General features: G+C 33.5%; 19 protein-coding genes. 11 read left to right on the top strand and 8 right to left on the bottom strand.

The features are described 5' to 3' along the window. Positions 1 to 12: 12 nt before the first annotated feature. Positions 13 to 6,396, bottom strand: a complete 6,384-nt coding sequence (locus tag AC3ITQ_RS02310; protein ID WP_489236650.1) for an alpha-2-macroglobulin family protein — start codon at positions 6,394 to 6,396, stop codon at positions 13 to 15. Between the two features lie 129 nt (positions 6,397 to 6,525). On the opposite strand from AC3ITQ_RS02310, the gene AC3ITQ_RS02305 reads away from it, so the two are divergent. Together AC3ITQ_RS02305 and AC3ITQ_RS02300 are read left to right on the top strand one after the other, a co-directional pair. Next, a complete protein-coding gene (locus AC3ITQ_RS02305) occupies positions 6,526 to 7,212 on the top strand; it encodes a tetratricopeptide repeat protein (RefSeq protein ID WP_489236649.1) in 687 nt (228 codons plus the stop codon). 24 nt (positions 7,213 to 7,236) lie between these two features. After that, complete coding sequence (locus AC3ITQ_RS02300; protein WP_489236648.1) at positions 7,237 to 8,592, top strand: UDP-N-acetylmuramate--L-alanine ligase; 1,356 nt, start codon at positions 7,237 to 7,239, stop codon at positions 8,590 to 8,592. 90 nt (positions 8,593 to 8,682) lie between these two features. Here AC3ITQ_RS02300 and AC3ITQ_RS02295 read toward each other — a convergent pair whose 3' ends face one another. Beyond that, positions 8,683 to 9,309: a DUF1287 domain-containing protein gene (locus AC3ITQ_RS02295; RefSeq protein WP_489236647.1), complete on the bottom strand. Its 627-nt coding sequence runs from the start codon at positions 9,307 to 9,309 to the stop codon at positions 8,683 to 8,685. 117 nt (positions 9,310 to 9,426) lie between these two features. On the opposite strand from AC3ITQ_RS02295, the gene AC3ITQ_RS02290 reads away from it, so the two are divergent. Genes AC3ITQ_RS02290 through AC3ITQ_RS02275 form a run of 4 tightly spaced genes read left to right on the top strand, consistent with a single transcriptional unit; the run spans position 9,427 to position 12,050 of the window. Beyond that, positions 9,427 to 9,888 carry a GNAT family N-acetyltransferase gene (locus AC3ITQ_RS02290; RefSeq protein ID WP_489236646.1) on the top strand — a complete coding sequence of 154 codons (462 nt, stop codon included), beginning with the start codon at positions 9,427 to 9,429 and terminating at the stop codon, positions 9,886 to 9,888. 10 nt (positions 9,889 to 9,898) lie between these two features. Beyond that, a complete protein-coding gene (gene radC / locus AC3ITQ_RS02285) occupies positions 9,899 to 10,588 on the top strand; it encodes a RadC family protein (RefSeq protein ID WP_489236645.1) in 690 nt (229 codons plus the stop codon). Between the two features lie 3 nt (positions 10,589 to 10,591). Then, on the top strand, positions 10,592 to 11,278 hold the full coding sequence (locus AC3ITQ_RS02280) for a YjjG family noncanonical pyrimidine nucleotidase (protein WP_489236644.1): 687 nt from the start codon (positions 10,592 to 10,594) through the stop codon (positions 11,276 to 11,278). 1 nt (position 11,279) lies between these two features. Beyond that, entirely contained in the window at positions 11,280 to 12,050 is a 771-nt protein-coding gene (locus tag AC3ITQ_RS02275; protein ID WP_489236643.1) for a hypothetical protein, read from the top strand. Between the two features lie 13 nt (positions 12,051 to 12,063). On the opposite strand, the gene AC3ITQ_RS02270 is transcribed toward AC3ITQ_RS02275, so the two are convergent. Next, positions 12,064 to 13,341 carry a replication-associated recombination protein A gene (locus tag AC3ITQ_RS02270; RefSeq protein WP_489236642.1) on the bottom strand — a complete coding sequence of 426 codons (1,278 nt, stop codon included), beginning with the start codon at positions 13,339 to 13,341 and terminating at the stop codon, positions 12,064 to 12,066. A gap of 156 nt (positions 13,342 to 13,497) precedes the next feature. Here AC3ITQ_RS02270 and AC3ITQ_RS02265 point away from each other — a divergent pair, with 156 nt between their 5' ends. Together AC3ITQ_RS02265 and AC3ITQ_RS02260 are read left to right on the top strand one after the other, a co-directional pair. Continuing rightward, positions 13,498 to 14,262: a rhomboid family intramembrane serine protease gene (locus AC3ITQ_RS02265; protein ID WP_489236641.1), complete on the top strand. Its 765-nt coding sequence runs from the start codon at positions 13,498 to 13,500 to the stop codon at positions 14,260 to 14,262. 70 nt (positions 14,263 to 14,332) lie between these two features. Beyond that, a complete protein-coding gene (locus tag AC3ITQ_RS02260) occupies positions 14,333 to 14,842 on the top strand; it encodes a hypothetical protein (protein ID WP_489236640.1) in 510 nt (169 codons plus the stop codon). Between the two features lie 4 nt (positions 14,843 to 14,846). On the opposite strand, the gene AC3ITQ_RS02255 is transcribed toward AC3ITQ_RS02260, so the two are convergent. The 5 genes from AC3ITQ_RS02255 to AC3ITQ_RS02235 form a co-directional block, all read right to left on the bottom strand. Continuing rightward, positions 14,847 to 15,650 carry a DUF2490 domain-containing protein gene (locus tag AC3ITQ_RS02255; RefSeq protein WP_489236639.1) on the bottom strand — a complete coding sequence of 268 codons (804 nt, stop codon included), beginning with the start codon at positions 15,648 to 15,650 and terminating at the stop codon, positions 14,847 to 14,849. Between the two features lie 51 nt (positions 15,651 to 15,701). Next, positions 15,702 to 16,436 carry a 23S rRNA (guanosine(2251)-2'-O)-methyltransferase RlmB gene (rlmB, locus tag AC3ITQ_RS02250; RefSeq protein ID WP_489236638.1) on the bottom strand — a complete coding sequence of 245 codons (735 nt, stop codon included), beginning with the start codon at positions 16,434 to 16,436 and terminating at the stop codon, positions 15,702 to 15,704. Between the two features lie 86 nt (positions 16,437 to 16,522). Next, positions 16,523 to 18,094: a SusD/RagB family nutrient-binding outer membrane lipoprotein gene (locus tag AC3ITQ_RS02245; protein ID WP_489236637.1), complete on the bottom strand. Its 1,572-nt coding sequence runs from the start codon at positions 18,092 to 18,094 to the stop codon at positions 16,523 to 16,525. A gap of 13 nt (positions 18,095 to 18,107) precedes the next feature. After that, entirely contained in the window at positions 18,108 to 21,233 is a 3,126-nt protein-coding gene (locus AC3ITQ_RS02240; protein ID WP_489236636.1) for a SusC/RagA family TonB-linked outer membrane protein, read from the bottom strand. A gap of 79 nt (positions 21,234 to 21,312) precedes the next feature. Beyond that, a complete protein-coding gene (locus AC3ITQ_RS02235) occupies positions 21,313 to 22,620 on the bottom strand; it encodes a BamA/TamA family outer membrane protein (protein WP_489236635.1) in 1,308 nt (435 codons plus the stop codon). 576 nt (positions 22,621 to 23,196) lie between these two features. On the opposite strand from AC3ITQ_RS02235, the gene rpsL reads away from it, so the two are divergent. The 3 genes from rpsL to fusA all read left to right on the top strand — a co-directional run bounded on the left by rpsL (position 23,197) and on the right by fusA (position 26,338). Beyond that, entirely contained in the window at positions 23,197 to 23,580 is a 384-nt protein-coding gene (gene rpsL / locus AC3ITQ_RS02230) for a 30S ribosomal protein S12 (RefSeq protein WP_007136570.1), read from the top strand. Positions 23,581 to 23,694: 114 nt separating this feature from the next. Then, complete coding sequence (gene rpsG, locus AC3ITQ_RS02225; protein ID WP_007803600.1) at positions 23,695 to 24,171, top strand: 30S ribosomal protein S7; 477 nt, start codon at positions 23,695 to 23,697, stop codon at positions 24,169 to 24,171. Positions 24,172 to 24,181: 10 nt separating this feature from the next. Beyond that, a complete protein-coding gene (fusA, locus tag AC3ITQ_RS02220) occupies positions 24,182 to 26,338 on the top strand; it encodes an elongation factor G (RefSeq protein ID WP_026982959.1) in 2,157 nt (718 codons plus the stop codon). Positions 26,339 to 26,348 lie beyond the last annotated feature (10 nt).

Raw genomic sequence — 26,348 nt, 5'->3', positions numbered from 1 at the left:
TTTAACGATTTTTTAATTCACCTTTACTCGAATCCCTTTAGTATGACTTGAAAATTCAGGAGCATACATACTTTCAATTGTTGTAATTCCGTTGGAGAATTCTCCGCTGTTGTTCACTCTAATGTCATATTCTAATACGCAAGTTCCTTTATTGATTCGGTCAAAAAAGAAATGCGTTGCAGCATCTTTCGTACTCATATAATAACCCAATTGATCTTTGTACTGATATTCTGAAAGTACATTTACAGGTTCAAAACAAGAAGCTCTCATATCTTTTAAATGAACATATTCTGTATCTTCTTTCGAAGTAATAATTAACCTTACTGTAACTAAGTCTCCCGTTTTTAATGGGTTTTTAGAGGTGATTCTTTCTAATTGATCACCTTTCGTAGAATTCTTTTTTAAATATAATTCTTTCGAAGCAGATAAAACAGCACCCGAATTGGTTTTAATTTTATCTAAATCTTCAAAATACTGCCAATACACGCCGCCAAAACCAGGCACTTTTGATTTGTTTTGAATGTTTATAGAAGCCATTTCTTTTTTAACTTCATCAGCTTTCCAGTTCATTTTGATGTATCCTGTTTCAGCTTCTTTTTCGTTTTCAGCTAATTTTTTGGTCAGGATTTTTTGATCTCCAATTTTAATAATGGTATTATCTTTTACCGAAAGCCAATCATTTCCTTGCATTAATAAAGCATAAATGGCTTCCGTTGTTGATTTTGTGGTTGGCCAGTTTTTGGTTTGCTTGTTTTTTAATAACCAGACTTTCATGGCATCTACTGATTTGGTATCGCGATTCACTTCGGCGAAAGCCTCAATCAACAGAGCCTGAGTTTCTATCGGTGCCTGATACCAATACCATCCTGCTTTATTGGCAATCCAATACATGCCCCAATCTTCATTGTTAGAAGATGTTTCTTTTAGACTTTCAATGATTTTCCTAGCCGATTCACTTTCGCCAAAACGATTTAAAGCTAATGCAGCCAAGCCCCTTTCGTAAATAGAATAATTTAGCCAATCTTTTTTAGCCGTTTCCAGATACAATTTAGTTGCTTTTTTTAAAGTATCTGAAAGCGGATATTTATCTAAATAAAAGCTTCTGGTGTATAAATAATGCAAATCAGAATAAGGATTGATCCAGATTAATTTAGCTGTTGTTTTTAAGTTTTTCGTCTGACCTTTATAATATTCCAGGAATTTATTATCCAGGAACGGAATTCCGGTTTTGGCAATTGCATCAATTTTTGTGTTAGTATCTTCTGTTTTATTCAGTTTGGATAGATGACCCAGGCCAGCCAAAATATGTCGGGTAATGTATTCGCTTTCGTTGCCCCCGTTAAACCATGTAAATCCTCCGGACGGATTTTGTTTTTGTTTTAATTTATCAAAAGTAGCTTCTTGTGAGGTTTTCATTTTCTCCAAATCAAATAGAAGTGCCAGATTTTTTTTCTTTTCGTCTTCACTTTGTGCATCATTAAGCCAAGGAGTTTCGGCCAAAATAATCGATTTTAATTCTTCGTTTTCTTCTAATTTCGAATTAAGTTTTCCATTTTTCCTCCAGTCTTCAAAAACAGTTGCAATCTTCGGATTACTTGAAATAATTTGGGATGCCAAAGCATTCGAATAAAAACGCGCAAAAGTCTGTTCAGCACACTCATGTTCGTATTCCATTAAATAAGGCAAAGACTGAATAGCAATCCAAGTCGGATTTGAAGTATATTCCAATGTAAACTGATGGTTTCTTAAAGTCGTAGAAGTATTGTTTTTTAAATTCTCAAACGTATATGCTTTCGTTGAATTCTCACGAACCCAAATCGGAATACTTTCCGTTACCAACATATTGTTCGTTAAAACAGGAAGTATGTTTTCTTCCCCATCAGAGAAATTACCAGACTTGGCTAAGATTTTATATTGAACCCCCTGTAAACCTTCCGGAATTGAAATCGTCCAGGTTGCAGTTGTATTTCCGAAAGCGCCAACATTGAAATTTCGAACATTTTTTGCGTTCAGCATTTTGGCATCAATTGGCTGCATGGTTGTGGCATCAAAGAATTGTAAAATGGCGATTCCGGTTTTGGCTTTATCTGTAACATTCGAAATCTTAGCCGAGATTACGATAGTATCTTTTTCTCTAAAGAAACGGGGGAAATTAGGCAAGACCATTAATTCTTTTTGTGTTACGACACTTTTCTCCAAATAACCCGAAACAGCATCTTTATTATGCGCCAATAAACGAAGTTTCCAAGCCGTTAAAGCTTCTGGGGAAGTGAAATTAAAACTTACTTTTCCGCTGGCGTCTGTTTTTAAATTAGGTAGGAAGAACGCGGTTTCAGACAGATTTTTCCTCGCTTTTACTTGTGTTAAGGCTTCTAAGGCTTTTTTGGTTGTTATGATTATGACGCCGTTTGATGCTCCGCTTCCGTATATAGCAGTTGCTTTATCTCCGGTTAAAAATTCTATGTCTAGAAGATCATCCGGATTTATCTTTTTAAAATTGTCTTCAGAAGAGATTTCTCCATCAATTATATATAAAGTTGATTCATTGACTACCATTGAGGTCAAGCCACTAACGACTTTTTTCCCAGGTATAAATTTGATTTTATTTGTTTGAAAATAGTATTCAGGATCTTCTGAAGATTCTGAAGCTTTGGCTACCACAGGTTTTACAAATCGAACACGGTCTGCTTTGAGTCCTGCTGCGGTATTATAAACCTGATTATCTTCCTGAACTACCATAGCGGCAGCGCCTAAGTGCACAACTTCTTCACCCGTTAAAACAGCATCAGGGTCTCCTTTAATAGTTTCGCTGCCTACTTTTTTATCTTTAATTTCAGCTATTGTTAAACCTAGTGAGTCTCCGTATCGACTATTGTAAAAGTCAAAACCAAACCAATTTAATTTTGTTTCTTCTTTATAGAATTTACTAATTCTTAGATCTTCATCCAGATTTTCTATTGATGCATTTATTTTTTCAAAACCTAAACCAGATTTAAGATTGGAAGAATTGTAGCGGTACTTATTAATGTTTAGAATATTCCAATCTTTTTTTGCAAACTGATCTAAAGAACTATCATACATAGATGCTAATACTTCTGCTTCGGTTTTTGCATTGATTGATTTTAGTTTAAACGACCAGGTTTCTTTACTTCCAGGTTCGATCTTATTTCTAAAACTTTCAACAATTAATTCGAATTTAGATTCTGCTGTTTTTAATGGAACCTCTATTTCTTCATCAAAAATTTCGTTCTCAAAAATGCTTTGAAATCCCAAACGTACCGATTTTTCAAATTCGTTTTTTAACGGAACTTTAATTGTTACTTCATTGTTTTGTAAATGGTATGTATTTTCAAAATAGATCTGATTCCCATAGTTTCCGTTTGTAGCGATATAAAGATCTGGAATTACAGAAGAAAGTTTGACTTCGACAAAACCGTCTTTTTTAGGGTCGCTGTTAATTTGTTCTGCAGTAAATAATTTACCGGGATTAAACTTGTCTTTACTTTGTTTGATTTCAAAAGTCGAAACAGATTCTATAGGATTATTAAAAGTGTCTTTTGCAGAAAATACAATTTTATAATTTCCGGATTTATAATTTGAAATAAAATCGAGCGCTATTTTTTTGTCTTTTTCGGTATCTATTTTCTTTGAAAACAATAAAGTTTCGCTTGCTTTTTTACTTTTAATTTCACGAATCTCATAAGGAAATAATCTTTCAAAGTCAGAGGCTGAAATAGTTTTGATTTCTGGTTCTGGCCAAATCTGTTCTTTGAATTTATTGCGAAAAGGGCTTACAAAATACAATTTAACTTCACCTTTTGCAGCTAAAAATTCTCCGTTTAAGTTGGAACTTATGAGGGTGATCTCATTTTTGTTTTTAGTTTCAATACGATTTGGAATACTCGCATTGATAATCAAATCATGATAACCTACTTTTACTATGGTTTCTGATGTGTGGGTTTCTCCATTAATATCAGTAACATCAGCCGTTATTCTGTAATTAAAGACTGGTAATTGCTCTTTTATTGCATTTTTTGAAGGTTCGGCTATAAATTCAATTACAAATTTCCCCGAGGCATCTGTTTTAGTTTCGCCCGTTGCAATAGTTTCATTTTGTTCCTGTCCGTAATAATTTCTAAAATAACTTGTAAATCGATTAACGGTATAAGTCACTTTTGCATCAGAAATATTACTTCCTGCAAATGCTTTTGCTGTTCCGTTTATTTTAATCGACTGGTTAACCTGAAAACTTTCTTTTTTAGGATCAAAATCTACTTTAAATTTGGGACGTTTGTATTCTTCAACTCTAAAATAAGTTTCAGAAAACTCAAGTATTGCAGCTTTCCAGAATGATTCATTTGGTTTGTTTTTTATGTAAATATCTCCTTTTGTATAATCTTCAGGTTTTCCTGCAAAAATATAGAAAGTGCCAGTGACGCCATTTTTTGGCAAAACGAATTCTCCTGAAAAGGAGCCAAATTCATTTGAGGTAATTTCAAATTCTTTGAGATTTTGATAATTAGCATCCTTAACTATTATTTTGAAAGAAGTATTGGCAACAATGCTTGTTTTATTTTCTTGCTTTTGAAATGCAATTCCTTTGTAATAAACAGTTTGTCCCGGGCGATATATAGCCCGATCCAAATAAAATTCGACTTTAGCGTTTAAAGTCTTTTGTTCGTTAGCAGTGTATCGCTGTGTATATCGAATATAATTTCGGTTTGGTGAAATAGTGTCATTCTTTAAAGAAAACTCAATGTGATCATTGTAAGAATGGTTGTTGCTTCCAACATAGGAGGCTACTCCGTTTGAATCTGTTTTAAGTGTGTAATAAGATGATTTTATAGATACATTTTCCAGAGGTTTTCCTGTTTTTCGATCTATAACCTGAAAGTTTTCTTTGTTGTCTCCCTGAGATGCCAGAATACTTAAGTTTGAAACGGTCATAGTTTCATATGCAAAAGCTTTTTTGTCTTTTAATCCCGAATCGCTTTCAAAGTAAACTAAATAGCTTCCTGTTTCTAATTGGGGTAGGAGAACTTCTGTGGTATATTCAAAATAATCTTTTTTGTTTTGAAGCTGATAATCTTGGGTAGCAATTTTACTTTGGGTTTTTATAATTACCTCCGTTAAACTATCCTGTTTATAGATTAATTCTGAGAATGAAAATTTTTTCAGTGTTTTTTGATCTATTTTGTAAAATGATATTTTTAAGTTATCAATGTTTTTATAGTTGATAAAGGCTCTGGTGTTTTCTTTATTATAATTGTATTTTTGAAGTCGGACATCCAATGATTTAGTAATAACGTTTTGTTTTTGCTGTAAAGCACTTTGAGCTGCGTTAGTTTTATCATTGATCTTTATAATATCGTCATATATTTTGACAGCTTCAATTTTGTAATCAGGATGTAATTCTTTTGACGCTTGAGCAAGTAGAAGTTCAGCCTTTTTTAGGAGGATTTTTTGCGTAAGAATTGTGTCATTGGTCTGTTGTTGAAGTTCATTCAAGTACTTGGTTAAATCGTCAGTAGGTTCTGTTATAAAATCACTGCAAAATATAATTCGGTTAAATTGATTTTCTAAAGTAGGGTTACTTTTTTCTAACTTCTGATATAAAGCTATAACTTTTCTAAGCCTCTCATCTTTTATAAAATTTAAGTCAAGTTTTAAAAATGCTTCTGAATTTCCTAACAGTTCGTTTTTATATACCGTTATTTCACTATTTTGAATTTGCCATCTGTGTATCTTTTGGGTAAAAAACTCGATATTTTCTTTTAGCAGATAATCATATAAGTTTTCGTTTTTTAGTTTTTCTATAGTTAAAAATTCGAATATAGATTGATAGTTTGTTAAAGGAGTTGCTGTCAGAATTGCTTCATTTTCTAATGTTTTATCGAAAACGTTAATGACTTCCTCCTCATGTGTAATTTCACTCGGCGGATTAATTTTAAAATCCTCAGACGAAGGAACTTCAACACTATCCGACGCCATATAAGCAGCTTCGTCCACAACTGCAGCTGCACTATCTACAGCCACAACTGCGTAATCATAATCATAAATAGCATAATTATTCAGGCATTTTGCATAAATCAAATTCAAAATTGCTTTTGATGGAATTGAAACTCTTTTGATATCGGTTTTAAGATTTTTTAAAATCTTTGTTTTTGCATTTTCATCAACAACTTGAAGATATTTTGATTGATAAAAAAAGCATTTTATCATTTGTACTTCGTCTTTCCTGTTTACTGCTTTCTTGTAGATTTGGTCAACGATTTTGCTTGCGGATTTTATTTTACCTTCATTTTCATAGGATGCAACTTTAATCCATTTTTTGTCATTTTGTTGCGCAAACAAAGCTGTGGTGAAGAATAAGAAAACATATAAGATATTTTTCATAAGTCAGTTTTGGTATAGAGAGTACTATTTTTTAGTAAAGGTTGGGAAACGATTAAATAATTTTCGTACAAATTACTAATTTATCTCTAAAACCAGATAATACATTCTATATTTCGCTATTTTTGAGATATGAAAAAGCTTCTATTTCTTTTTTTGCTGGCACCAATTTTAATTTGGTCACAATCGAATTTTGAGAAAGGCGAAAAGTTATTTCATGCCAAAAAATATGATGAGGCTCAGGTTATTTTGGAAGGAGTTTTAAAAACAAAGCCTTCAGATATAAAAACACTGGAATATTTGGGAGATATAGCAGCGCATCATAAAGAATGGATAAAAGGAGCGGAATACTATAAAAAACTGAAAGAGCTAAAACCAACAGAAGCGGATTATTTTTATAAATATGGAGGTTGTCTGGCCATGAGGGCGATGGAAGTGAATAAATTGAAAGCTTTAGGAATGGTGGGAGACATGAAAGAAGCATTTGAAAAAGCAATAATTCTGAATCCAAAACACATTCCAGCCAGATGGGCTTTGATTGAAATCTATCTACAATTACCTGGTTTCTTAGGAGGAAGCGAATCAAGAGCATTGGAATATTCTAATGAATTAATGCAAATTTCATCAGTAGATGGTTATTTGTCGAGAGGAAGAATAGACGAATATTTTAAACGTTATACATCGGCAGAAAAAAATTATTTGAAGGCAAATGAAATTGGCAAATCAAAAGTCACTTTTCAAAAATTATATAATTTATATTTGAACAAATTAAAAGACCCTAAAAAAGCTCAGGAATTGAAACGAAAATTTGAGGCTTAAAGGCAATTAAAAATTGGAATTTAAATGAAAACACATTTCATCGCAATAGGCGGGAGCGCTATGCACAATTTAGCATTAGCATTACATAACAAAGGATATCAGGTTACAGGAAGTGATGACGCTATTTTTGAACCTTCAAAATCAAGATTAGAGAAAAAAGGAATATTACCAGCTGAATTGGGTTGGTTTCCTGAAAAGATAACTGCCGATATTGAAGCCGTAATTCTTGGAATGCACGCTAAAGCAGATAATCCGGAATTATTAAAAGCGCAGGAATTAGGATTGAAAATATATTCCTATCCTGAATTTTTATACGAACAGTCTAAAAATAAAACACGTGTTGTTATTGGTGGTTCGCACGGAAAAACAACAATTACTTCAATGATTTTGCACGTAATGCATTATCATAATATTGAAGTTGATTATATGGTGGGAGCACAGTTGGAAGGTTTTGATACCATGGTGCATCTTACTGAAGAGAATGATTTTATGGTTTTGGAAGGTGATGAATATTTGTCTTCTCCGATCGACAGACGCCCGAAATTTCATTTGTATCAGCCGAACATTGCTTTAATTTCAGGAATTGCGTGGGATCATATTAACGTGTTTCCAACATATGATAATTATGTAGAGCAATTTGAAATTTTCATTCAAAAAATTACCAACGGAGGTATTTTAGTTTATAACGAAAATGATCCTGAAGTGAAGCGTGTTGCTGAGGCGGCGACAAATCCGATTCGTAAATTATCGTATCATACACCTGAATATACGGTAAGTGATGGTGTTACATTACTAAAAACTCCGGAAGGCGATATGCCAATTGAAGTTTTTGGAGCGCACAATTTAAATAATTTGGCTGGAGCTAAATGGATTTGCCAAAACATGGGCGTTGACGAAGCCGATTTTTATGAAGCAATTGCGAGTTTTAAAGGCGCCTCAAAACGATTGGAAAAAATTGCTGAAGGAAAAGGAAAAGTAGCTTACAAAGACTTTGCACATTCACCAAGTAAAGTGGCAGCAACGACCAAAGCAGTAAAAGAACAATATCCAAACAGAACTTTAGTAGCCTGTTTAGAATTACATACATACAGCAGTTTAAATGCTGAATTCTTGAAAGAATATGAAGGAGCTTTAGAATATGCAGATGTTGCTGTAGTTTTCTATTCTCCAGATGCTGTGAAAATTAAACAATTAGAAGAAGTAACGTACGAACAAATTGCAAATTCCTTCAATAGAAAAGATTTGATTATTTATACAAATCCAATTGAATTCAAAGAATATTTATTCAATTTAAACCTTGAAAATTTTGCCCTTTTGTTGATGAGTTCTGGAAATTACGGAGGTTTGAATTTCGATGAAGTAAAAGGTTTGATTAATTAGATAATGTGTCAATTAGTCAATTAGAAAATTAGATAATGTGTCAATTACGAAACTGTAGTTGGCACATTTTTTTTAAAATTATCTAATTTTCTAATTTGTATAGTTATAATGTCCGACTATTTTATATTCGAATAAACAATCTTCTAAAACTTGTCCTGCACCAACGTTATGCACGATTAAATTTCGTTGCCCATCTTTTGATTTTTTGCTGGTTACGATTCCGATGTGCGGTAATTTATTATTAATCATCCAGGTTACCATTTCTCCGGTTTTGTAATCTTTCGCATTTTGAGTTACTGTTAGTTTTGTTCCTTTTCTTTCAAAAAAGACTTCTAAGTTTGGAACTCTTCTGTGATCGATATTAGTATCCGTTTTTGTCATTCCCCATTTTTCCAAATTTGGATATTGAGAGAAATTTGCAACCATATCTTCATGAACTTCTTTCTGCAAATCGATGCCTAATTTTCGATAAGAACGAATGATCACATCGGTACACACACCTTTGCTTTTTGGAATATCACCATTTGGATATTTAATTGAAAAATAAGCCGGATCATAATCTATAGAAGGATCAATGATAGAAATCGCAGCATCTGATAATTGCTGTCCAAAAGTTTGTGCTGCTTCCAAATTATTCTCAGCGTGAAAGATGTTTTTCTCTTTGTGAGTACAAGACAACAAGAAAGTGCAAATTGCTAAAAAATATATTGACTTCATTCTTCTTACGATTATGTTTAGGAGTAGTTTATTTGTTTTAAATTTAATCATTTTAGGTTGTTTTTTATGAATGATTTTTCTTATTTTTTATATATTAGCCATTTAAGATTATACCAGATGAGTCCAATTACTAAAGTTGTTAAGACAACAAGCGAGAACCCTGATTTTATTGATTTAATAAAAACTTTTGATGCGTTTTTATGGGAGCGCTATCCGGAATTAAAAAACGATTATTGGGGAAATAATTTAATCGAGTTCAACCCGAATGTTTTTATTATTTATTTGAATGAAAAAGCGGTTGCCTGCGGTTGTTTTAAAAAATATAATTCAAGTACAGTTGAATTGAAGCGTATGTTTGTTTCACCAGAAGCCCGAGGCCTTGGGTTGGCTCAAAAAATAATTAAAGAATTAGAAGATGAAGCAAAGACTCAGGGTTTTGACACGATGATTTTAGAAACATTGTATAAACAAATTGAAGCAATTAATCTTTATCAAAAAGTAGGCTTTGAAATTGTAGAAAACTACGAGCCTTATGTGGGGTTGAGAAATAGTGTTTGTATGAGTAAATCTATAATTTAATTTTTAAAAGATGGAGACTACTCATTTTCCTATTACAAACTGGTCAGAAGATGATCGGCCTCGTGAAAAATTAATGATTAAGGGTAAAAGTGTGTTAAGTGATGCAGAATTGATTGCGATTTTGATTGGCTCGGGAAGCCGAAATGAGTCTGCAGTCGATTTAAGCAAAAGAATTTTAGCGAGTGCTGATAACCTAAATGTCTTAGGGAAAATGTCCATTTCGCAATTAATGAATTTTAAAGGAATAGGAGAGGCTAAGGCTATTACCATTATCGCGGCATTAGAACTAGGCCGAAGACGTAGAGCCGAGGATGTTGTTGAATTGATTAAAATTACATCAAGTAAAAGGGTCTTCGAAATTATGCAGCCTATTATTGGTGAACTGCCACATGAAGAGTTTTGGGTGCTTTTTTTGAATAATTCAAATAAAGTAATTTCTAAGTCGCAATTAAGTAAAGGAGGTATTTCCGGAACTATTGTGGATGTGCGCATAGTTTTTAAACTAGCTCTTGAAAATGGAGCTACTGGTTTGATTTTGTGCCATAATCATCCTTCAGGAAATTTGCAACCAAGCGATGCTGACAGACAAATTACTAAAAAAGTTAAACAGGCAGGTGATAGTTTAGATGTTAAAGTTTTAGATCATTTGATTATTACTGAAACAAAATATTATAGTTTTGTAGACGAAGGAATTTTTTAGATTATGAATACCACAATTACAGACGTTTTTTTCGACTTAGATCATACACTTTGGGATTTTGATAAAAATTCAGAAATGGCTTTTGATCGCATTTTCAAGAGTAAATTTCCAGAAATTAATATTAAGGATTTTATTGAAAAGTATGCTCCAATTAATCAAGCTTGTTGGAAACTGTATCAAAATGATCAAATTACACATGTCGAACTCCGTTATAACAGATTAAAATTTTCTTTTGACGCTTTAAATGTTGATATTTCAGACGAGAGTATAAATACAATTGCTAATGACTATATCGAATTCTTAACAGATAATAATCATCTTTTTGATGGTGCAATTGAAGTTTTAGAATACTTGAAACCAAAATATAAATTACACATTATCACCAACGGTTTTGCAAATGTTCAGGAAAAGAAGATAAATAATGCCTTACTTTCCGGGTATTTTAACACAATAACAAATTCAGAATTAGCAGGTGTCAAAAAGCCAAATAGTATTATCTTTGATTATGCTGTTAATTTAGCTAAGGCTTCAAAGGAAAATAGTATTATGATTGGAGACTGTCTTGATGCAGATGTTAATGGTGCATTGAATGCAGGTTTGGATGCTATTTTTTTTAATGAAAAAATGATAAAAGCTCCTGAAAATATTAAACAGATAAACCATTTATTAGAACTTAAAAAATATTTATAAGATGAGAATTAAATTTTTGTTGATTGCACTTTTTTGCACAGTTATAGGATTCGCGCAATCTATTAATGATTATAAAGCGGTTATTATACCTTTGAAATACGATTTCATGAAATCTGAGAATCAGTATAGATTGGCTACAATGACTAAATCGAACCTGAACAAAGCCGGGTTTAATGCTTTTTATGCTAATGAAGAGCTTCCTGCGGATTTAAATGATCGTTGTCAGTTTTTATATGTTGATGTGAAAAGAGATAACGGTTTTTTAGTAACTAAACTTTTTGTTGAGTTTAAAGATTGTTATGGCAAGGTAATTTACACTTCAGAAGTAGGAAAAAGCAAAGAAAAAGATTATGAAACAGCGTATAGAGAATGTCTCACTATGGCGTTCATGTCTATAAATGAGCTTCATTATAAATATAGTGGAAAAGCAATAGCTTCAACTAGCCGAACAGCTGCCACAGTTACTGCTCCGGCAGTTATTGTTGCTGCAGCTCCATCTCCAACGACGAATAATTTAGTGGTGGTTGCTCCATCTCCAGATCTTAAGGATCCTAATTTGTTGTATGCTCAACCTACTGAGTCAGGCTACCAATTGATTGATAAAACTCCAAAAGTGGTTATGAAATTACTTAAAACCTCTCAAACAAATGTATTTATTGCTATCAAAGACAATGTTCAGGGTTCTTTAATTTTGAAAGAGGATGGACAGTGGTATTTTGAATCCTATCAAAATGACAAATTAGTTTCAGAAAAAATTATTGTTAAATTCTAAATAGTAATAGGATTTAATAACCATATTTATCTTTCCAACGGTTCTTTAAAAATTCGCGGTTACTATTCTCTCTAGAATTGTTTCCCGGATTGTAAAGAACCGTTTTTTTTATAGCATCCGGCAAAAATTCCTGTTCAGCAAAATTATTGGCATAATCGTGCGAATATTTATAGTCATCTCCATAGCCTAATTCTTTCATAAGTTTAGTGGGAGCATTTCTTAAATGTATTGGTACAGGTAAATCTCCTGTTTGTTTAACTAATTGCTGTGCATTACCAATTGCCATATAAGAAGCATTGCTTTTAGGAGAGGTGGCGAGATAAATGGCACATTGACTTAGAATAATTCGGCTTTCAGGGTAACCAATAGTCGTTACCGCCTGAAAAGTGTTATTGGCCATTATAAAAGCGGTTGGATTTGCATTCCCAATATCTTCGCTCGATAATATAAGCATTCTACGGGCAATAAATTTTACATCTTCTCCGCCTTCGATCATTCGGGCTAACCAATAAACAGCTCCATTTGGATCACTTCCACGAATAGATTTGATAAAAGCCGAAACAATATCATAATGTTGTTCACCACTTTTGTCATACAAAACCGTATTTTGCTGAACCAGTTCAAAAACACGATCATTTGTAATAATGATTTCATCTCCAGCCGAAGCATTTATAACTAATTCGAATATGTTTAGAAGCTTTCGGCCGTCTCCGCCTGAAAGACGAAGTAAAGCTTCAGTTTCTTTTAAAATAATGTTTTTCGAAGCTAATTCGATGTCAGTTTTCATTGCACGATGTAATAAAGCTTCCAGATCTGCTTTTGTAAAAGCATTTAATATGTAAACCTGACAACGCGACAATAATGCGGGAATAACTTCAAAACTGGGGTTTTCGGTTGTTGCGCCAATTAAGGTAATCCAGCCTTTTTCTACAGCTGCCAAAAGTGAATCTTGCTGAGACTTGCTAAAGCGATGAATCTCATCAATAAATAAAATTGGATTTTTAGCCGTGAATAAACCGCCGCTTTGTTTGGCCTTGTCAATGACATCACGAATATCTTTTACACCAGAATTTATCGCGCTCAAAATATAAAAAGGACGTTTGGATTCCTGTGCTATAATTTGTGCCAAAGTTGTTTTACCCGTTCCCGGAGGTCCCCAGAATATTAGAGACGGAATGATTCCTTTCGAAATTTGTTGCGTCAACGATCCGTTTGGTCCAACCAAATGACTTTGACTAATATAATCTTCTAATTTCTGTGGGCGAATACGCTCGGCTAACGGTGCTTCCATTTTGTAAAATTACTATTTTCAATTTTAATTATAAATTTTTAAAAGTTAATTACTCATGAAAGTGAGGTGATGGTAAAATTATTTAGCTGACAAATTATCAGTAGATTGCATTTGGATAGTTTTTTGATGTTCATACATTTTATTAATTCCTAAAACATGAACGACAACCAATTTAAATTTTCAAATGCTGTTATTGGTCTTCCCGTATTATTTGTCCTTTTTTTATGGATAGTGTATTGGTTCCAAATTAGATTTGATTTTGATTTTTATCAAAATGGAATTTATCCTCGTGATTTTTCTGGTTTACAAGGTGTTTTGTTTAGTCCTTTTATTCATGAAAATTTAGGACATCTGTATAATAATTCCATACCGCTTTTGGTTTTGCTGGCTGCATTACAATATTTTTATCCAAAGCAAACAATTGTAGTTATTATATTTGGAATTATTTTTTCAGGTTTGATAACCTGGATAATCGGTCGTGAAAATTATCATATTGGTGCGAGTGGTTTGATTTACGTTTTAGTCAGCTTTATCTTCTTTAAAGGAATTCAAACGGGTTATTACAGATTGGTAGCTCTTTCGTTATCTGTAATATTACTTTACGGGGGAATGATTTGGTACGTTTTTCCTGATGTTGATGCGACAATTTCCTGGGAAGGTCATTTGGCAGGTTTTATTACCGGATTTCTATTGACATTGTTTTATAAAACTCCGGAATATAAAAAAACCATCGTTTATGATTGGCAGAAGCCAGATTTTAATCCTGAAGAGGATCCTTTTATGAAGCATTTTGATGAAAACGGAAATTTTGTTGCGGTTGAGAAACATGGGGAAGAGCTTAATTTTATTTCGCTTTATTTTAGTTCGGATAAATTAGTTAATTACTCTGTAACCAAATCAGAATCAGATGATAAAAATTAAAGTTGAATATTTGATTTGAGTTTAAAAGACTATTTTTGTTATAAACATTTTAATTTCATCTTAATTTGCCATGAAAAAGATAAGCTTTTTGTTTGTTGTAGTCTTAATAGTAATTAGTTCTAAAGTGTTTGCTCAATGTAATGTGAAGAACAGATTATTGGCTGACGGAACAATGGTGTATTATTTTGATTCAGCTGTTTTTTATACCACCAAATCTAAATCTCTAAAAATCAATATAGTAACAGATAAAGAGCATTATTTTATCGCCTTGCAGCCTACACCATTTCCTCTAAAAAAAGAAGGAAAGAAAATTAAGGATGATTTAATTGTTCATTTAGCTGATCAGAAGTCATATAAATTGACGCATTATGACACGCAATACATGCATAATGATTCGATCATGCAAGTATTGTATTTAATGAATGATAAAGATGTAGAGGCCTTCTCAAAGTTTGAAGCTGTTGTGGCTGAAATCAACATGAAAGGAACAGAATTTATTCGCGATTATAATTTCAAATTGCATAAAGATGCTATAATAGAACAGTTGAATTGCTTTTTAAAGAAAGAAGAAGAGAAGTGAATTTTTAATCATCAACTGTTGTTGTTTGTTGTTTGTGGACTATTTTTTTTCTAATGTCTTCAAAAAGATTATTAAAAGTGACAATTAGTGATGCAGCATTGATGATTTTATTTCCGCTGTTTCTGGGCATGTATTCATTGGCATAAGTCAATTCAACCTGAAAGTTATCTGTAATTAAATAACCGCCGCCCACATTTAGTCTATTGCGGTCAAAAAAACTTTGGCCGGTTACTTTTGTTCCCGATTTGAAAAATAATTCATCGGACGCAATCGCATAAACTACTCCTTTTCTTAAAACTTTACTATTTATGGGCTGTTGATATTTTATTTGCTGGCGATATCGTAGAACATCTTCATAGTCTTCATCGCTGTTTTTCATGTGTCTAAGTTCCATTCTCATTCTGGTACTTAAAGTGTAGCCTGTTTTATGAAAATAATATATTCCCTGCAACGCAAATCGCCATTCTGGTGACTTAAATTGCCCGATTTCAGGTACATCTTTATTGTCAAAATAAGCTACAAAGGTTGAAAGTTTCCAACGTGGTGTCAGGTAATAATGTGCCCACCCTGCTACCGATCTTTGAATATTTGACTGAAATATATTTGATGAAGATTCTGTACTGCTAAAGCTGCTTCCAATATTTAATTCAGCTGACCATTTCTTATTTATTGTTCTGTTAAACTTTAATTCATTCCAGGATTGTCCATATGTTTTAGTTTGGGCATTTGTTATTCCAACAACAAAAAATGCCGTAATTATACAGCATATTTTTATAGATGATATTTTTTGAGCAGATTTGGAAGACATCAATTAATAATTAGAATATTATTTTGTCACCTTATATTTCTCTCAAAGATTTTAACTTCTTTGACGTACAGCTTCGTATAAAAATGCTCCACACGCGACGGAAACATTTAAGGAACCGATTGTTCCAAACATTGGTAATTTTGCTTTTTCATCTACAATTTTAAGAACAGATGGGTTAATTCCTCTGTCTTCAGATCCCATGATAATTGCGACAGGCTCGTTTAAAGCTAAATCATAAATGTTGTGTTCTGTTTTTTCTGTAGCAGCAACAGTTTTTATTCCTGATCCTTGTAAATAAAAGATAGCATCTTTAATATGCTCAACTTTACAGATAGGCACATTAAATACGGCTCCGGCTGAAGTTTTTACGGTGTCACCATTTACAGGAGCAGAACCTGCTTTTTGCACAATAATTCCGTTTACGCCAGTACATTCTGCTGTTCTGATAATAGCTCCAAAGTTTCTGGCATCAGAAATTTGATCTAGTATTAAAAATAATGGTTTAGATCCAGATGCAATAGTAGATTCAACCAAATGTTCTAAGTCAATAAAACCAATGGGTGAGATTGTTGCCACTGCACCTTGGTGGTTATTCGGTGTTAGACGATTTAATTTTTCGACAGGCACGTATGAAAAGTTTATGTTGGCGCGTTTCATCACCTTCATTAAATCTTTCATTAATTCACCAGAAATCTCTTTTTGTATAAATACTTTGTCTACTTCTTTTCCTGCCTGTATTGCTTCAATAATGGCTCTAATTCCAAATATTTGATGTTCTTTTTCCATACGGCAAATATAGGTATAATGTTGATATAAAAAAAAACCACTCTGAATGAACAGAGTGGTTTTTGGTATTATATGGTTTATTGGAATTATTTAGCCCAAATAAGTTTTGTGTCTAATTTATCTCCACCAATTGCAGCAGCAGCAGCAGCTACGTTAGCACCATTTAACTGTTGTAAGTTAACTGGATAAGTAAATCTGGCTGGCATTGCAGTTAAGTTGTTTAACGCTATAAACTTGTAAGTTGCAACACCTTCTTGCGGTACATTGAAAGCGTATTCTTGACCTGGTTGAAGAAGTGTGTCAGGATATCCTGTTCTTCTGTACTCAGCATATGCTTCATATGGCTGCATGAAAAGAGCAATGTATTTTTGAGTAATTACATTTTCTTCATTCGGAGCAGGTAGAGCAGTAATGTAAGCATCAATCTTAGCAGGTGCTACACCCCAACGTAACATAGAAGCTCTAACACCAGCTTGGTATTCAGCAGTAGACCAATTTTTGCTTTCAGATACTAAAAATGCAACTTCAGCATATTCCATTAAGATTTCTGTATAGTCTTGCTTTAATACATTTGAACTCCAAAAAGAAGTATTTGGTCTTTGTCCTGCAGCTTGTGCACTTGTAATACCGTAAGGCATACCAACATATTGCGTTAAGTCATCTGTTTCAGTATATGCGTTATCTCTCACGTTTGCTTTAGTAGCTGTTTTAGGAGCAGCATATTTTTGTAACCTTGGGTCAACTGCAAAATCTCCTAAATTTCCTTTCAATAAATCAACAAATGTGTTTGAAATAGCGAAATCAGTTCTGTTGCTAATGTAGAAATCATTGTAAAATGGACTTGGAAGTACATTGTCTTTTTGGTATTTCAATCCAACAGTATCGTCATTAGAAGTCATAACTCCACCAGCAATAGCTTCAGTGATATGTGCTTCAGCTCCAGGAACTACACCTTTAACTCTTGTTGCAATTCTCAATCTTAAAGAGTTTGCAAATTTGATAAGTTTTGCAGGGCTTTTGAAAAGTTGATCACCACTAGTAAGAATAGGTTCAGATGGAACAACCATCGCAGCTGCTTCTTTTAATTCTTTCATAAGATCCGTGTAAATCTTTACTTGAGAAGCAAATTTAGGTTTAATGTATTTGTCTAACTGTAAAGCTTGAAAATCTGGGTCAGCATTTCCATAAGAATAGTAAGGAACATCACCATAAGCATCGACAAGTTGTAAGAAAGTATAAGCTAACATTACTCTCGCTGCAGCGATTTGGTTATTGTTGTTTCCATAGACAGCAGCCTGAACTTTAAGATTTGGATCTGTATTCATTTGGATCATCGTCTTGAAATCATTCGCAGTTAAATAGTAATCACCGTATAAACTTTGGTTGGTAACTTCTCTAAATTGGAAACGATCTTCTTCTGTATAATTTCTTTGTGCAGAATACTGAACCCATGGTAATGCCATTCTTCCTGAAGAAAAACTTCCTCTAGAGTTTGTCATTAAATTATATACAGCTCCGTTAAAAACTCCAGCAGGAGTCGTTGCTAAAATGTCTGGCTGGTTTGGACTTACATTTAACTCAGCTAAATTATCATCACAACTTACAGTAGTAGTAAGAAGTGTGGCAATCGATAATATTGATATGAATATTTTTTTCATCGTGATTTTTTTTTTAGAATTTTAATTCTAGATTCATTCCGTATGTTCTAGTTGAAGGTAAAGAACCTCCCTCTAAACCTTGTGTGTTACCACTGCCATATGAAGCCATCTCTGGATCCATTCCTTTCCAATCTAATCCCCATGTAAATAAGTTTCTGGCAAATAAAGAGAATCTGATATCAGCAAAAGGTCCGATTATTTTTTTAGGTAATGAATATCCAAAAGTAACTTCTCTTAGTTTTACATAACTTGCATCAAAAACGTTCATTGCATCAAGACCATAGTGCTGTTGAGCCCAAGCTTGTCCCGCTAATACAGTTGTGTTTTTGGTTCCGTCTTCGTAAACTGCATCAACAACTACACCATTTTCTCTAAGACCAGGTGTTGCAGTGTGCTCTAACATACCAGAGTAAGAACCCCACATGTGAGATGTAGAGAAATAACTTCCACCTTCTTGCATGTCAATTAAGAAACCAAAATTTAAATTTTTGTATTTAAAGTTGTTTCTTAAACCCATATTATAATCAGGAGTAATAGTTCCTAAAGATTTTTGTGCAGTAGGAATATAAGCTCCGTCAGCATCAACTACTTTATTACCATTATCATCGTAAGTAAAATCAGTTCCGTAGATTTGTCCATACTGTTGTCCAACAACCGCTAATAATCTCGCTTGGAATGGAGCATTTGCAATCGTTAATTCGTTAACATCTTGAATTAGCTCAACTAATCTATTGTCGTTTTTAGCAAAGTTCCAAGTAATGTCCCATCTGAAGTCTGCTGTTCTTACAGGGTTAACTGTTACAGTAGCCTCAATACCTTTATTTTGTAATTTTCCTGCGTTTTGTAATGCAAAATTGTAACCAGTAGATGGATCAACTTGGATTGGTGTAATCAAATCTGTTGTTACAACATCATAGTAAGTTAAATCAACTCCTAATCTTCTGTCTAATAAACTTAATTCTAAACCTATCTCTTTAGTAGTTTTTAACTCTGGTTTCAATAAAGGATTCCCAGCAGTTCCAGGCTGGCTGTATCTTGGTGCTCCTTGGAAGTTAATTGAGGTATCAGCTAAGTTTTGTTGTCTATAAGCAAAAGTTGCGTTACCAGCTTGTGCCCATCCACCTCTAAGTTTACCATAATTTAACCAAGAAATATCAGTTAACTCTGAGAAAATAAAACTTCCTGTAACAGAAGCGTAGTTTACAGATTTGTATACTGTACTAAACCAATCTTGTCTGTCTGTAGCTTCTAAGAATAAAAAGTCATCATATCCTAATGAAACGAAACCATAAACACTATTAATTCTTTCTTTGTTATCATTATTAGTAGATTGTGCAGGACTTGCACTGTTTGATAAGTTGTATTGATTTGGAAGAACTAAGCCCCCAACAGTATTTCCAGAAACTCTTGTTAAGTATGAATTTCTTCTGTTAACCCCTGCAAATGAATTAAGACTGAATTTGTCAAATTTTTTGTCATAATGCAAACGACCTTCGTAGTTGAAATCAGTTAAAGTTCTTGAGCTAGTTGTAAAGCTTGAAAGTGCTTGTGAGCCAATAGCAACTCTTTCCTGAATAGCCAAGTTATAGATATCAGCATAAACGTTACCTACAGCATATAATTCTGGTGTGAAGTTATACGTAATTTTTCCGTTACCATAGATTCTGTTTCTTGTGTCATTTGATGTATTCTCATTGATAATCCAGTATGGGTTATCTGAGTAGTTAGGTGTTGCATCATCCCATGCAATTCTATTCCAAGATCTTTGAGCACCGTTTGCTAGTTTATAATCTTTCAATTCATCATAATCCAACTGTCTTTGACCCCATTGGAAGAATTTTTGCCCTAAACCATTATCACCATATCCAACCTCAGGTCTGTTAAAACCTCTTGTTTGAACATAAGTTACCATACTTTCAACTTTTAGCTTGTCGCTCATTTTTGTATTAGCGTTAAGCGAGAAAGTGTTTTTTGTTAAACTAGAGTTTGGAACAATACCTTCTGTTTTTTGGTTAGTAAATGCAAATCTTACTCCAGAATCCTGAGTGTTTTTAGCGAAAGAGATCGAGTTAGTTCTTGTAATACCAGTATTAAAGAATGATCTAACATCGTTTTGTGGGTTTACCCATGATTTTTCTTTTAAATAATCATTAGAAAATTCCGGATCAAATGCGTTCCAAGGTAGATATTTTAAATTTGGATCGTATTTTGGACCCCAGCTTTCGTCTGTAGCATAATCAGCAATCTTGTAAGTCTGACCGTTAATAACTTGTTCTTGAAAAGTTGAAGAACTACCTCCTCCATATTCATGTTGTAGGTTAGGCATGATGTATACGTTTTCAAACGTAATACCAGTGTTGAAAGCAATTTCCGCTTTACCACCTGATTTTTTTGCTGATTTAGTTGTGTACAAAATAGCACCGTTACCAGCTCTACTTCCGTAAAGAGCAGCAGCAGGTCCTCCTTTAAGTACAGTTACAGATTCGATATCATCTGGATTAATATCTGCAGAAGCATCACCGTAATCTCTACCTCCAGCGCCTCTTTGAGTAGCTGTTGTATTGTAGTTACCATTGTCTAATGGAATACCGTCAATTACGATTAAAGGTCTGTTTTCTCCTGTAACAGATCCAACACCTCTAAGAACAACTCTTGTAGAACCTCCCATTGTAGATGGAGAAGTAACTTGCAAACCTGCAACGTTACCAGATAATGCTGAAACCGCATTATTAGTACCTCCTTCATTAATGATGCTACCTTTTAAATCTTGAGCAGCATAACTGATAGATTTTTTCTCTCTTTTAATCCCTAAAGCAGCTGTAATAACAACGCTTTCAAGCTCTACTGAATCGTCAGTCAATTTTACGTTGATAGTTGATGAGCTTGCCGCTATTTCTTGGCTTTTCATACCAATGTAGCTAAATACCAAAACTTGGCTTGTTGACGCTTTGATAGAAAATTTACCATCAAAATCGGTTTGCGTTCCAGATTTTGTTCCTTTAACTAATACACTTACACCTGGAAGAGGCATGCCTGCATTATCAGAAACAGTTCCTGAAACAGCTCTTTCTTGCGCAAAAGTTAGTTGCGCCACTAGTACTAATAATAGCACTAAGAATCCATTGAACTTTAGTTTCATTTTTAAATATTTTGAATTAGTCTCGCAAAACTCTTAATAATTTGTTAACTTTCCTAATGATTTTTTTTTTAATTAAACCCTAAAATTTAACATTATAACATAAGTTTACGATAGTGTTATATAATTGTAATTCGCTTGTATTGGAACCACCGTTTGTCAGAGTTATCTTTAGTAATCCGTTTGCTGTTTGAATAGTTGTGCCAATTCCTAATCCTATTAATTTTTTTATTTTTTTAGGATCGGAAATCGTTGTTAAGTCTTGATATAAGCCGTAATCTGTAATTGTGTTTGCGTATATATTTTTTGAAAATTTATATCTGTACTCTGTAAGAATTAGTGAATTAAAGTTGGATTGCAGGCTATTTTCTAAAAAACCTCTAATGGAATTTATTCCCCCAAATCGAAAGAGTTCATTTGAAATGTAGTTTTTGCTCTTCAGGTAAAAATTTTGTGAATTTATGTTAATGAAATTTTTTTCATTAAGCTTGAAGTTATAAGACGCATTTAGATTGATGTAAAATTGTTGGCTTGGTTCAGCTGTATTTACGTTGTTATTTGTGTCTCTTTTTCCAAACCCGGTTATGAAGTTTAAAGTGGCTTTTTGCGCCATTAAATTATTGAGGTAATTTATTTTTTTGAACTCGTATGTTGAAGTGATGTATGAGTTTTTGAAATCGCTAATTGTTTTGCTGTTTGTGTTCTGAATGTCGCTAGATTCTGTTGATTGGTATCCTAGATAGATTTTGGAATGGTAAGTAATGTAGTAAGCTAAATCGATTGCTGTTTTTGTGTTCTGAAAAGTGCTGTCTTGTTTGAAAATATTTAATTGGGCTTTTAGCCCCAATGAAGATTTAAATATATACGGGATTTCCAGTTTGGTGTTAAAAGTTGTTTGCTGGTTTCCGTCGCTTTTCCAGTATAATGAAAATTGTTCTCCAGCATGAAGGGTATTGAGTAGTGAAATATCTAAGTATCCGTTTATGTTTGTTTTTTGATCATTGTCGTTTGAAAAACCAATGTATCCATCAAATGTATTTGCTTTTCTTTTTTCAAGATAAACGTAGATTTTGGTTGAGTCATTTGTGAATAGTATTTCTGGATATTTTGTTTGATTTGCAAAATCATAGCTATTGATTTCGTTGTAAAGTTGTTTTGTGATTTCTTGATTGAAAATTTTGCGCAGGTATTTTTTATTGAGTTGTTTTAGATGTCCTTTCGGGAAAGTAGTCTTGTCTTTGCTATTTGTGTAATTTAGAATAATGGAATTTACCTGTCTTTTTTTTTCGGATTTAAAATTTAGGCTTGCAAAAATTATTGAATTCTTTTTTTGAATATTTTCGAGTTTTATTTTGCTTAATGCAAATCCTTGTTTTTCTGCTTCGATCATTTTTTGATTTAGGTAATTTTCTGCTTCTTCGTAAGGTAAAATCAGGGTGTCGCTTTTAGTTTCGTTTGAGTGGAAAAATGGATTATTTATACCTATATATATATGGATGTATTTTATTCTTTGTTTTAAGGTAAAAATTGATATATATGAGCTGTCGTTTATCTTATTTGTTTTCAGTATTTTATTGTCTAGATAGCCTTTTTGGGAAAGCTTTTTTGAGATGCTGTTTATTTCGTTGTATAAGGATTTTATATTAGTGTGTTTAATTGTGTAATTTAAGGAGTCAATCGTTCTGTTGTCATTGTCGTTTATTCCTTTAATTGTTAGATGGAAATTTTGAGCATAAGAGCTAAGAGATATGCTTAAAAAAAATATGTATAATGACTGTTTCAAAGGCTGTAATTTGATTTGTTAAAAGTATTGAAAATATATGTCGCTTGTTTCTAAAAAGATAAGCTTAAATAATGTTATTGAAAATTAATGGATTAACGTTTGTATAGTGAAAAATATTTTATACATTTGCAACCCCGTAAAAAGCGGGAATTTAATATACATAATAAATTTTTAGTATTAATTATGCCAACAATTCAACAATTAGTAAGAACAGGAAGAACTCAGATAACTAAGAAGAGTAAATCGGTTGCTTTAGATTCTTGTCCTCAAAGAAGAGGGGTTTGTACGCGTGTTTACACTACTACACCAAAAAAACCAAACTCTGCAATGCGTAAAGTTGCGCGTGTACGTTTGACAAATGGTAATGAGGTGAATGCTTACATCCCTGGAGAAGGACACAATTTACAAGAGCACTCGATAGTATTAGTTAGAGGCGGAAGGGTAAAAGATTTACCAGGTGTTAGATATCATATCGTTCGTGGAGCGCTTGACACGTCAGGGGTTGCAGGAAGAACGCAAAGAAGATCTAAGTACGGTGCTAAACGCCCAAAAGAAGCAAAAAAGTAATTTAAAACGTTAAGAGTTGGAGGTTAGGAGTTGAGGGTTAGATTGAGGTGAAAGTTTTAATTCTATAACAAAACATTTAACGGATAACCTATAACTTTTTATTAAAAAAAAGACATGAGAAAAAGAGCGGCAAAGAAAAGACCACTTTTACCAGATCCAAGGTTTAACGACCAATTGGTAACGCGTTTTGTGAACAACTTAATGTGGGATGGTAAGAAATCTACAGCTTTCAAAGTATTTTATGATGCAATTGACATCATTGAGTCTAAGAAGCAAGATTCAGAAAAATCTTCATTAGAAATTTGGAAAGATGCTTTAACAAACGTTATGCCTCACGTAGAAGTACGTAGTCGTAGAGTAGGTGGAGCTACATTTCAAATTCCAATGCAAATTAGACCAGACAGAAAAATTTCTATGGCAATGAAGTGGTTAATACTTTATTCTAGAAGAAGAAATGAAAAATCTATGGCACAACGTTTAGCGTCAGAATGTTTAGCTGCTGCTAAAGAAGAAGGTGCTGCGGTTAAGAAAAGAATGGATACTCACAAGATGGCAGAAGCTAATAAAGCTTTCTCTCACTTTAGATTTTAATTCGTAAGAAATGGCTAGAGATTTAAAATATACAAGAAATATCGGAATTGCTGCTCACATTGATGCTGGTAAAACAACAACCACTGAGCGTATCCTTTTTTATACTGGAAAATCACATAAAATTGGTGAAGTACACGATGGTGCTGCAACAATGGACTGGATGGCGCAAGAGCAAGAAAGAGGTATTACAATTACTTCTGCTGCTACAACTTGTGAGTGGAATTTCCCAACTGAGCAAGGTAAGCTTTTGCCAAACTCATTGCCGTACCACTTTAATATTATTGATACTCCTGGGCACGTTGACTTTACTGTAGAGGTAAATCGTTCTTTACGTGTACTTGATGGATTAGTTTTCTTGTTTAGTGCTGTTGATGGTGTTGAGCCGCAATCAGAAACTAACTGGAGACTTGCAGATCAATATAGAGTTCCGCGTATGGGATTCGTTAACAAGATGGACCGTCAAGGATCTAACTTTTTGGCAGTTTGTCAACAAGTTCGTGATATGTTGAAATCAAATGCTGTTGCGATCACTTTGCCAATTGGTGAAGAAAATGATTTCAAAGGTGTTGTGGATTTAGTGAAAAACCAAGCTATCATTTGGCATGATGCAACTCAAGGGGCAACTTTTGATATCGTTGAGATTCCTGCTGATATGGTTGCTGAAGTTAAAGAATATAGAGATATTCTTATTGAAGCAGTTGCTGATTACGATGAGAACTTGCTTGATAAGTATATGGAAGATCCAGATTCTATCACAGAGGAAGAAATTAACAATGCGCTTAGAGCTGCAACTATGGATATGGCTATCATCCCGATGATTGCAGGATCTTCTTTTAAAAACAAAGGGGTTCAATTCATGTTAGATGCAGTTTGTAAATATTTGCCTTCTCCAATGGATAAAGAAGGTATCGAAGGAATTCATCCTGATGATGCTGAATTGTTAGAAGAAGATCAAACTAAAATCTTACGTCGTCCAGATGTAAAAGAGCCGTTCGCTGCTTTAGCATTTAAAATTGCTACTGACCCATTCGTAGGTCGTTTAGCTTTCTTCCGTGCTTATTCAGGACGTTTAGATGCTGGTTCTTATGTTTTGAACACTCGTTCAGGAAGTAAAGAAAGAATTTCTCGTATCTACCAAATGCACGCTAACAAACAAAATCCAATCGAATATATTGAGGCTGGAGATATTGGAGCTGCTGTTGGATTTAAAGATATCAAAACTGGAGATACATTGTGTGATGAAAAACACCCAATCATTCTTGAGTCGATGAAATTCCCTGCACCGGTAATTGGTATTGCTATTGAGCCTAAAACTAAAGCTGACGTTGATAAAATGGGTATGGCTTTGGCTAAATTAGCTGAAGAAGATCCGACATTTACTGTTAGAACAGATGAAGCTTCAGGGCAAACAATTATCTCAGGTATGGGTGAGCTTCACTTAGATATCTTGGTAGATCGTATGAAACGTGAATTTAAAGTTGAAGTGAACCAAGGTGAGCCTCAAGTTGAATATAAAGAAGCGTTTACAAGAACTGCAACACACAGAGAAACTTACAAGAAACAATCAGGAGGTCGTGGTAAATTCGGTGATATCGTATTTACACTTGAGCCAGCTGACGAAGTTGATGGTAAAGTTCCTGTAGGATTACAGTTTATTAATGCAGTAAAAGGAGGTAACGTTCCTAAGGAATATATTCCTTCTGTAGAAAAAGGTTTCCGTGAAGCTATGAAAACTGGTCCTTTGGCTGGTTATCAAGTGGATAGTTTGAAAGTAACTTTGACAGACGGATCTTTCCACCCTGTCGATTCTGATGCACTTTCTTTTGAATTAGCAGCAAGAATGGGTTATAGAGAAGTGGCTAAGGCTGCTGGAGCTATTATTCTTGAGCCTATCATGAAAATGGAAGTTATTACTCCTGAAGAAAACATGGGAGATATCGTAGGTGATATCAATCGTCGTAGAGGTCAGGTTAATGACATGGGTGACAGAAATGGTGCTAAAACTATTAAGGCTGATGTGCCTTTGTCAGAGATGTTTGGATATGTAACAACATTAAGAACATTATCTTCTGGTAGAGCTACTTCAACAATGGAGTTTTCACATTATGCAGAGACACCTTCTAATATTTCAGAAGCTGTAATTAAAAAAGCAAAAGGTAACGCTTAATTCTTAAGAA

The sequence above is a fragment of the Flavobacterium sp. KH_001 genome (genome assembly GCF_057840745.1).
This window is presented reverse-complemented; position numbering and strand designations above follow the sequence as displayed.

Bases quoted from the DNA above. Each gene is read 5' to 3' on its own strand.
- rpsL (WP_007136570.1), top strand. From the start codon at position 23,197: ATGCCAACAATTCAACAATTAGTAAGAACAGGAAGAACTCAGATAACT.
- AC3ITQ_RS02240 (WP_489236636.1), bottom strand. From the start codon at position 21,233: ATGAAACTAAAGTTCAATGGATTCTTAGTGCTATTATTAGTACTAGTG.
- AC3ITQ_RS02260 (WP_489236640.1), top strand. From the start codon at position 14,333: ATGAAAAAGATAAGCTTTTTGTTTGTTGTAGTCTTAATAGTAATTAGT.
- AC3ITQ_RS02280 (WP_489236644.1), top strand. From the start codon at position 10,592: ATGAATACCACAATTACAGACGTTTTTTTCGACTTAGATCATACACTT.
- AC3ITQ_RS02310 (WP_489236650.1), bottom strand. From the start codon at position 6,396: ATGAAAAATATCTTATATGTTTTCTTATTCTTCACCACAGCTTTGTTT.
- rlmB (WP_489236638.1), bottom strand. From the start codon at position 16,436: ATGGAAAAAGAACATCAAATATTTGGAATTAGAGCCATTATTGAAGCA.
- fusA (WP_026982959.1), top strand. From the start codon at position 24,182: ATGGCTAGAGATTTAAAATATACAAGAAATATCGGAATTGCTGCTCAC.
- AC3ITQ_RS02300 (WP_489236648.1), top strand. From the start codon at position 7,237: ATGAAAACACATTTCATCGCAATAGGCGGGAGCGCTATGCACAATTTA.
- AC3ITQ_RS02245 (WP_489236637.1), bottom strand. From the start codon at position 18,094: ATGAAAAAAATATTCATATCAATATTATCGATTGCCACACTTCTTACT.
- radC (WP_489236645.1), top strand. From the start codon at position 9,899: ATGGAGACTACTCATTTTCCTATTACAAACTGGTCAGAAGATGATCGG.
- AC3ITQ_RS02305 (WP_489236649.1), top strand. From the start codon at position 6,526: ATGAAAAAGCTTCTATTTCTTTTTTTGCTGGCACCAATTTTAATTTGG.
- AC3ITQ_RS02295 (WP_489236647.1), bottom strand. From the start codon at position 9,309: ATGAAGTCAATATATTTTTTAGCAATTTGCACTTTCTTGTTGTCTTGT.
- AC3ITQ_RS02255 (WP_489236639.1), bottom strand. From the start codon at position 15,650: ATGTCTTCCAAATCTGCTCAAAAAATATCATCTATAAAAATATGCTGT.
- AC3ITQ_RS02270 (WP_489236642.1), bottom strand. From the start codon at position 13,341: ATGGAAGCACCGTTAGCCGAGCGTATTCGCCCACAGAAATTAGAAGAT.
- rpsG (WP_007803600.1), top strand. From the start codon at position 23,695: ATGAGAAAAAGAGCGGCAAAGAAAAGACCACTTTTACCAGATCCAAGG.
- AC3ITQ_RS02275 (WP_489236643.1), top strand. From the start codon at position 11,280: ATGAGAATTAAATTTTTGTTGATTGCACTTTTTTGCACAGTTATAGGA.
- AC3ITQ_RS02265 (WP_489236641.1), top strand. From the start codon at position 13,498: ATGAACGACAACCAATTTAAATTTTCAAATGCTGTTATTGGTCTTCCC.
- AC3ITQ_RS02235 (WP_489236635.1), bottom strand. From the start codon at position 22,620: ATGATCGAAGCAGAAAAACAAGGATTTGCATTAAGCAAAATAAAACTC.
- AC3ITQ_RS02290 (WP_489236646.1), top strand. From the start codon at position 9,427: ATGAGTCCAATTACTAAAGTTGTTAAGACAACAAGCGAGAACCCTGAT.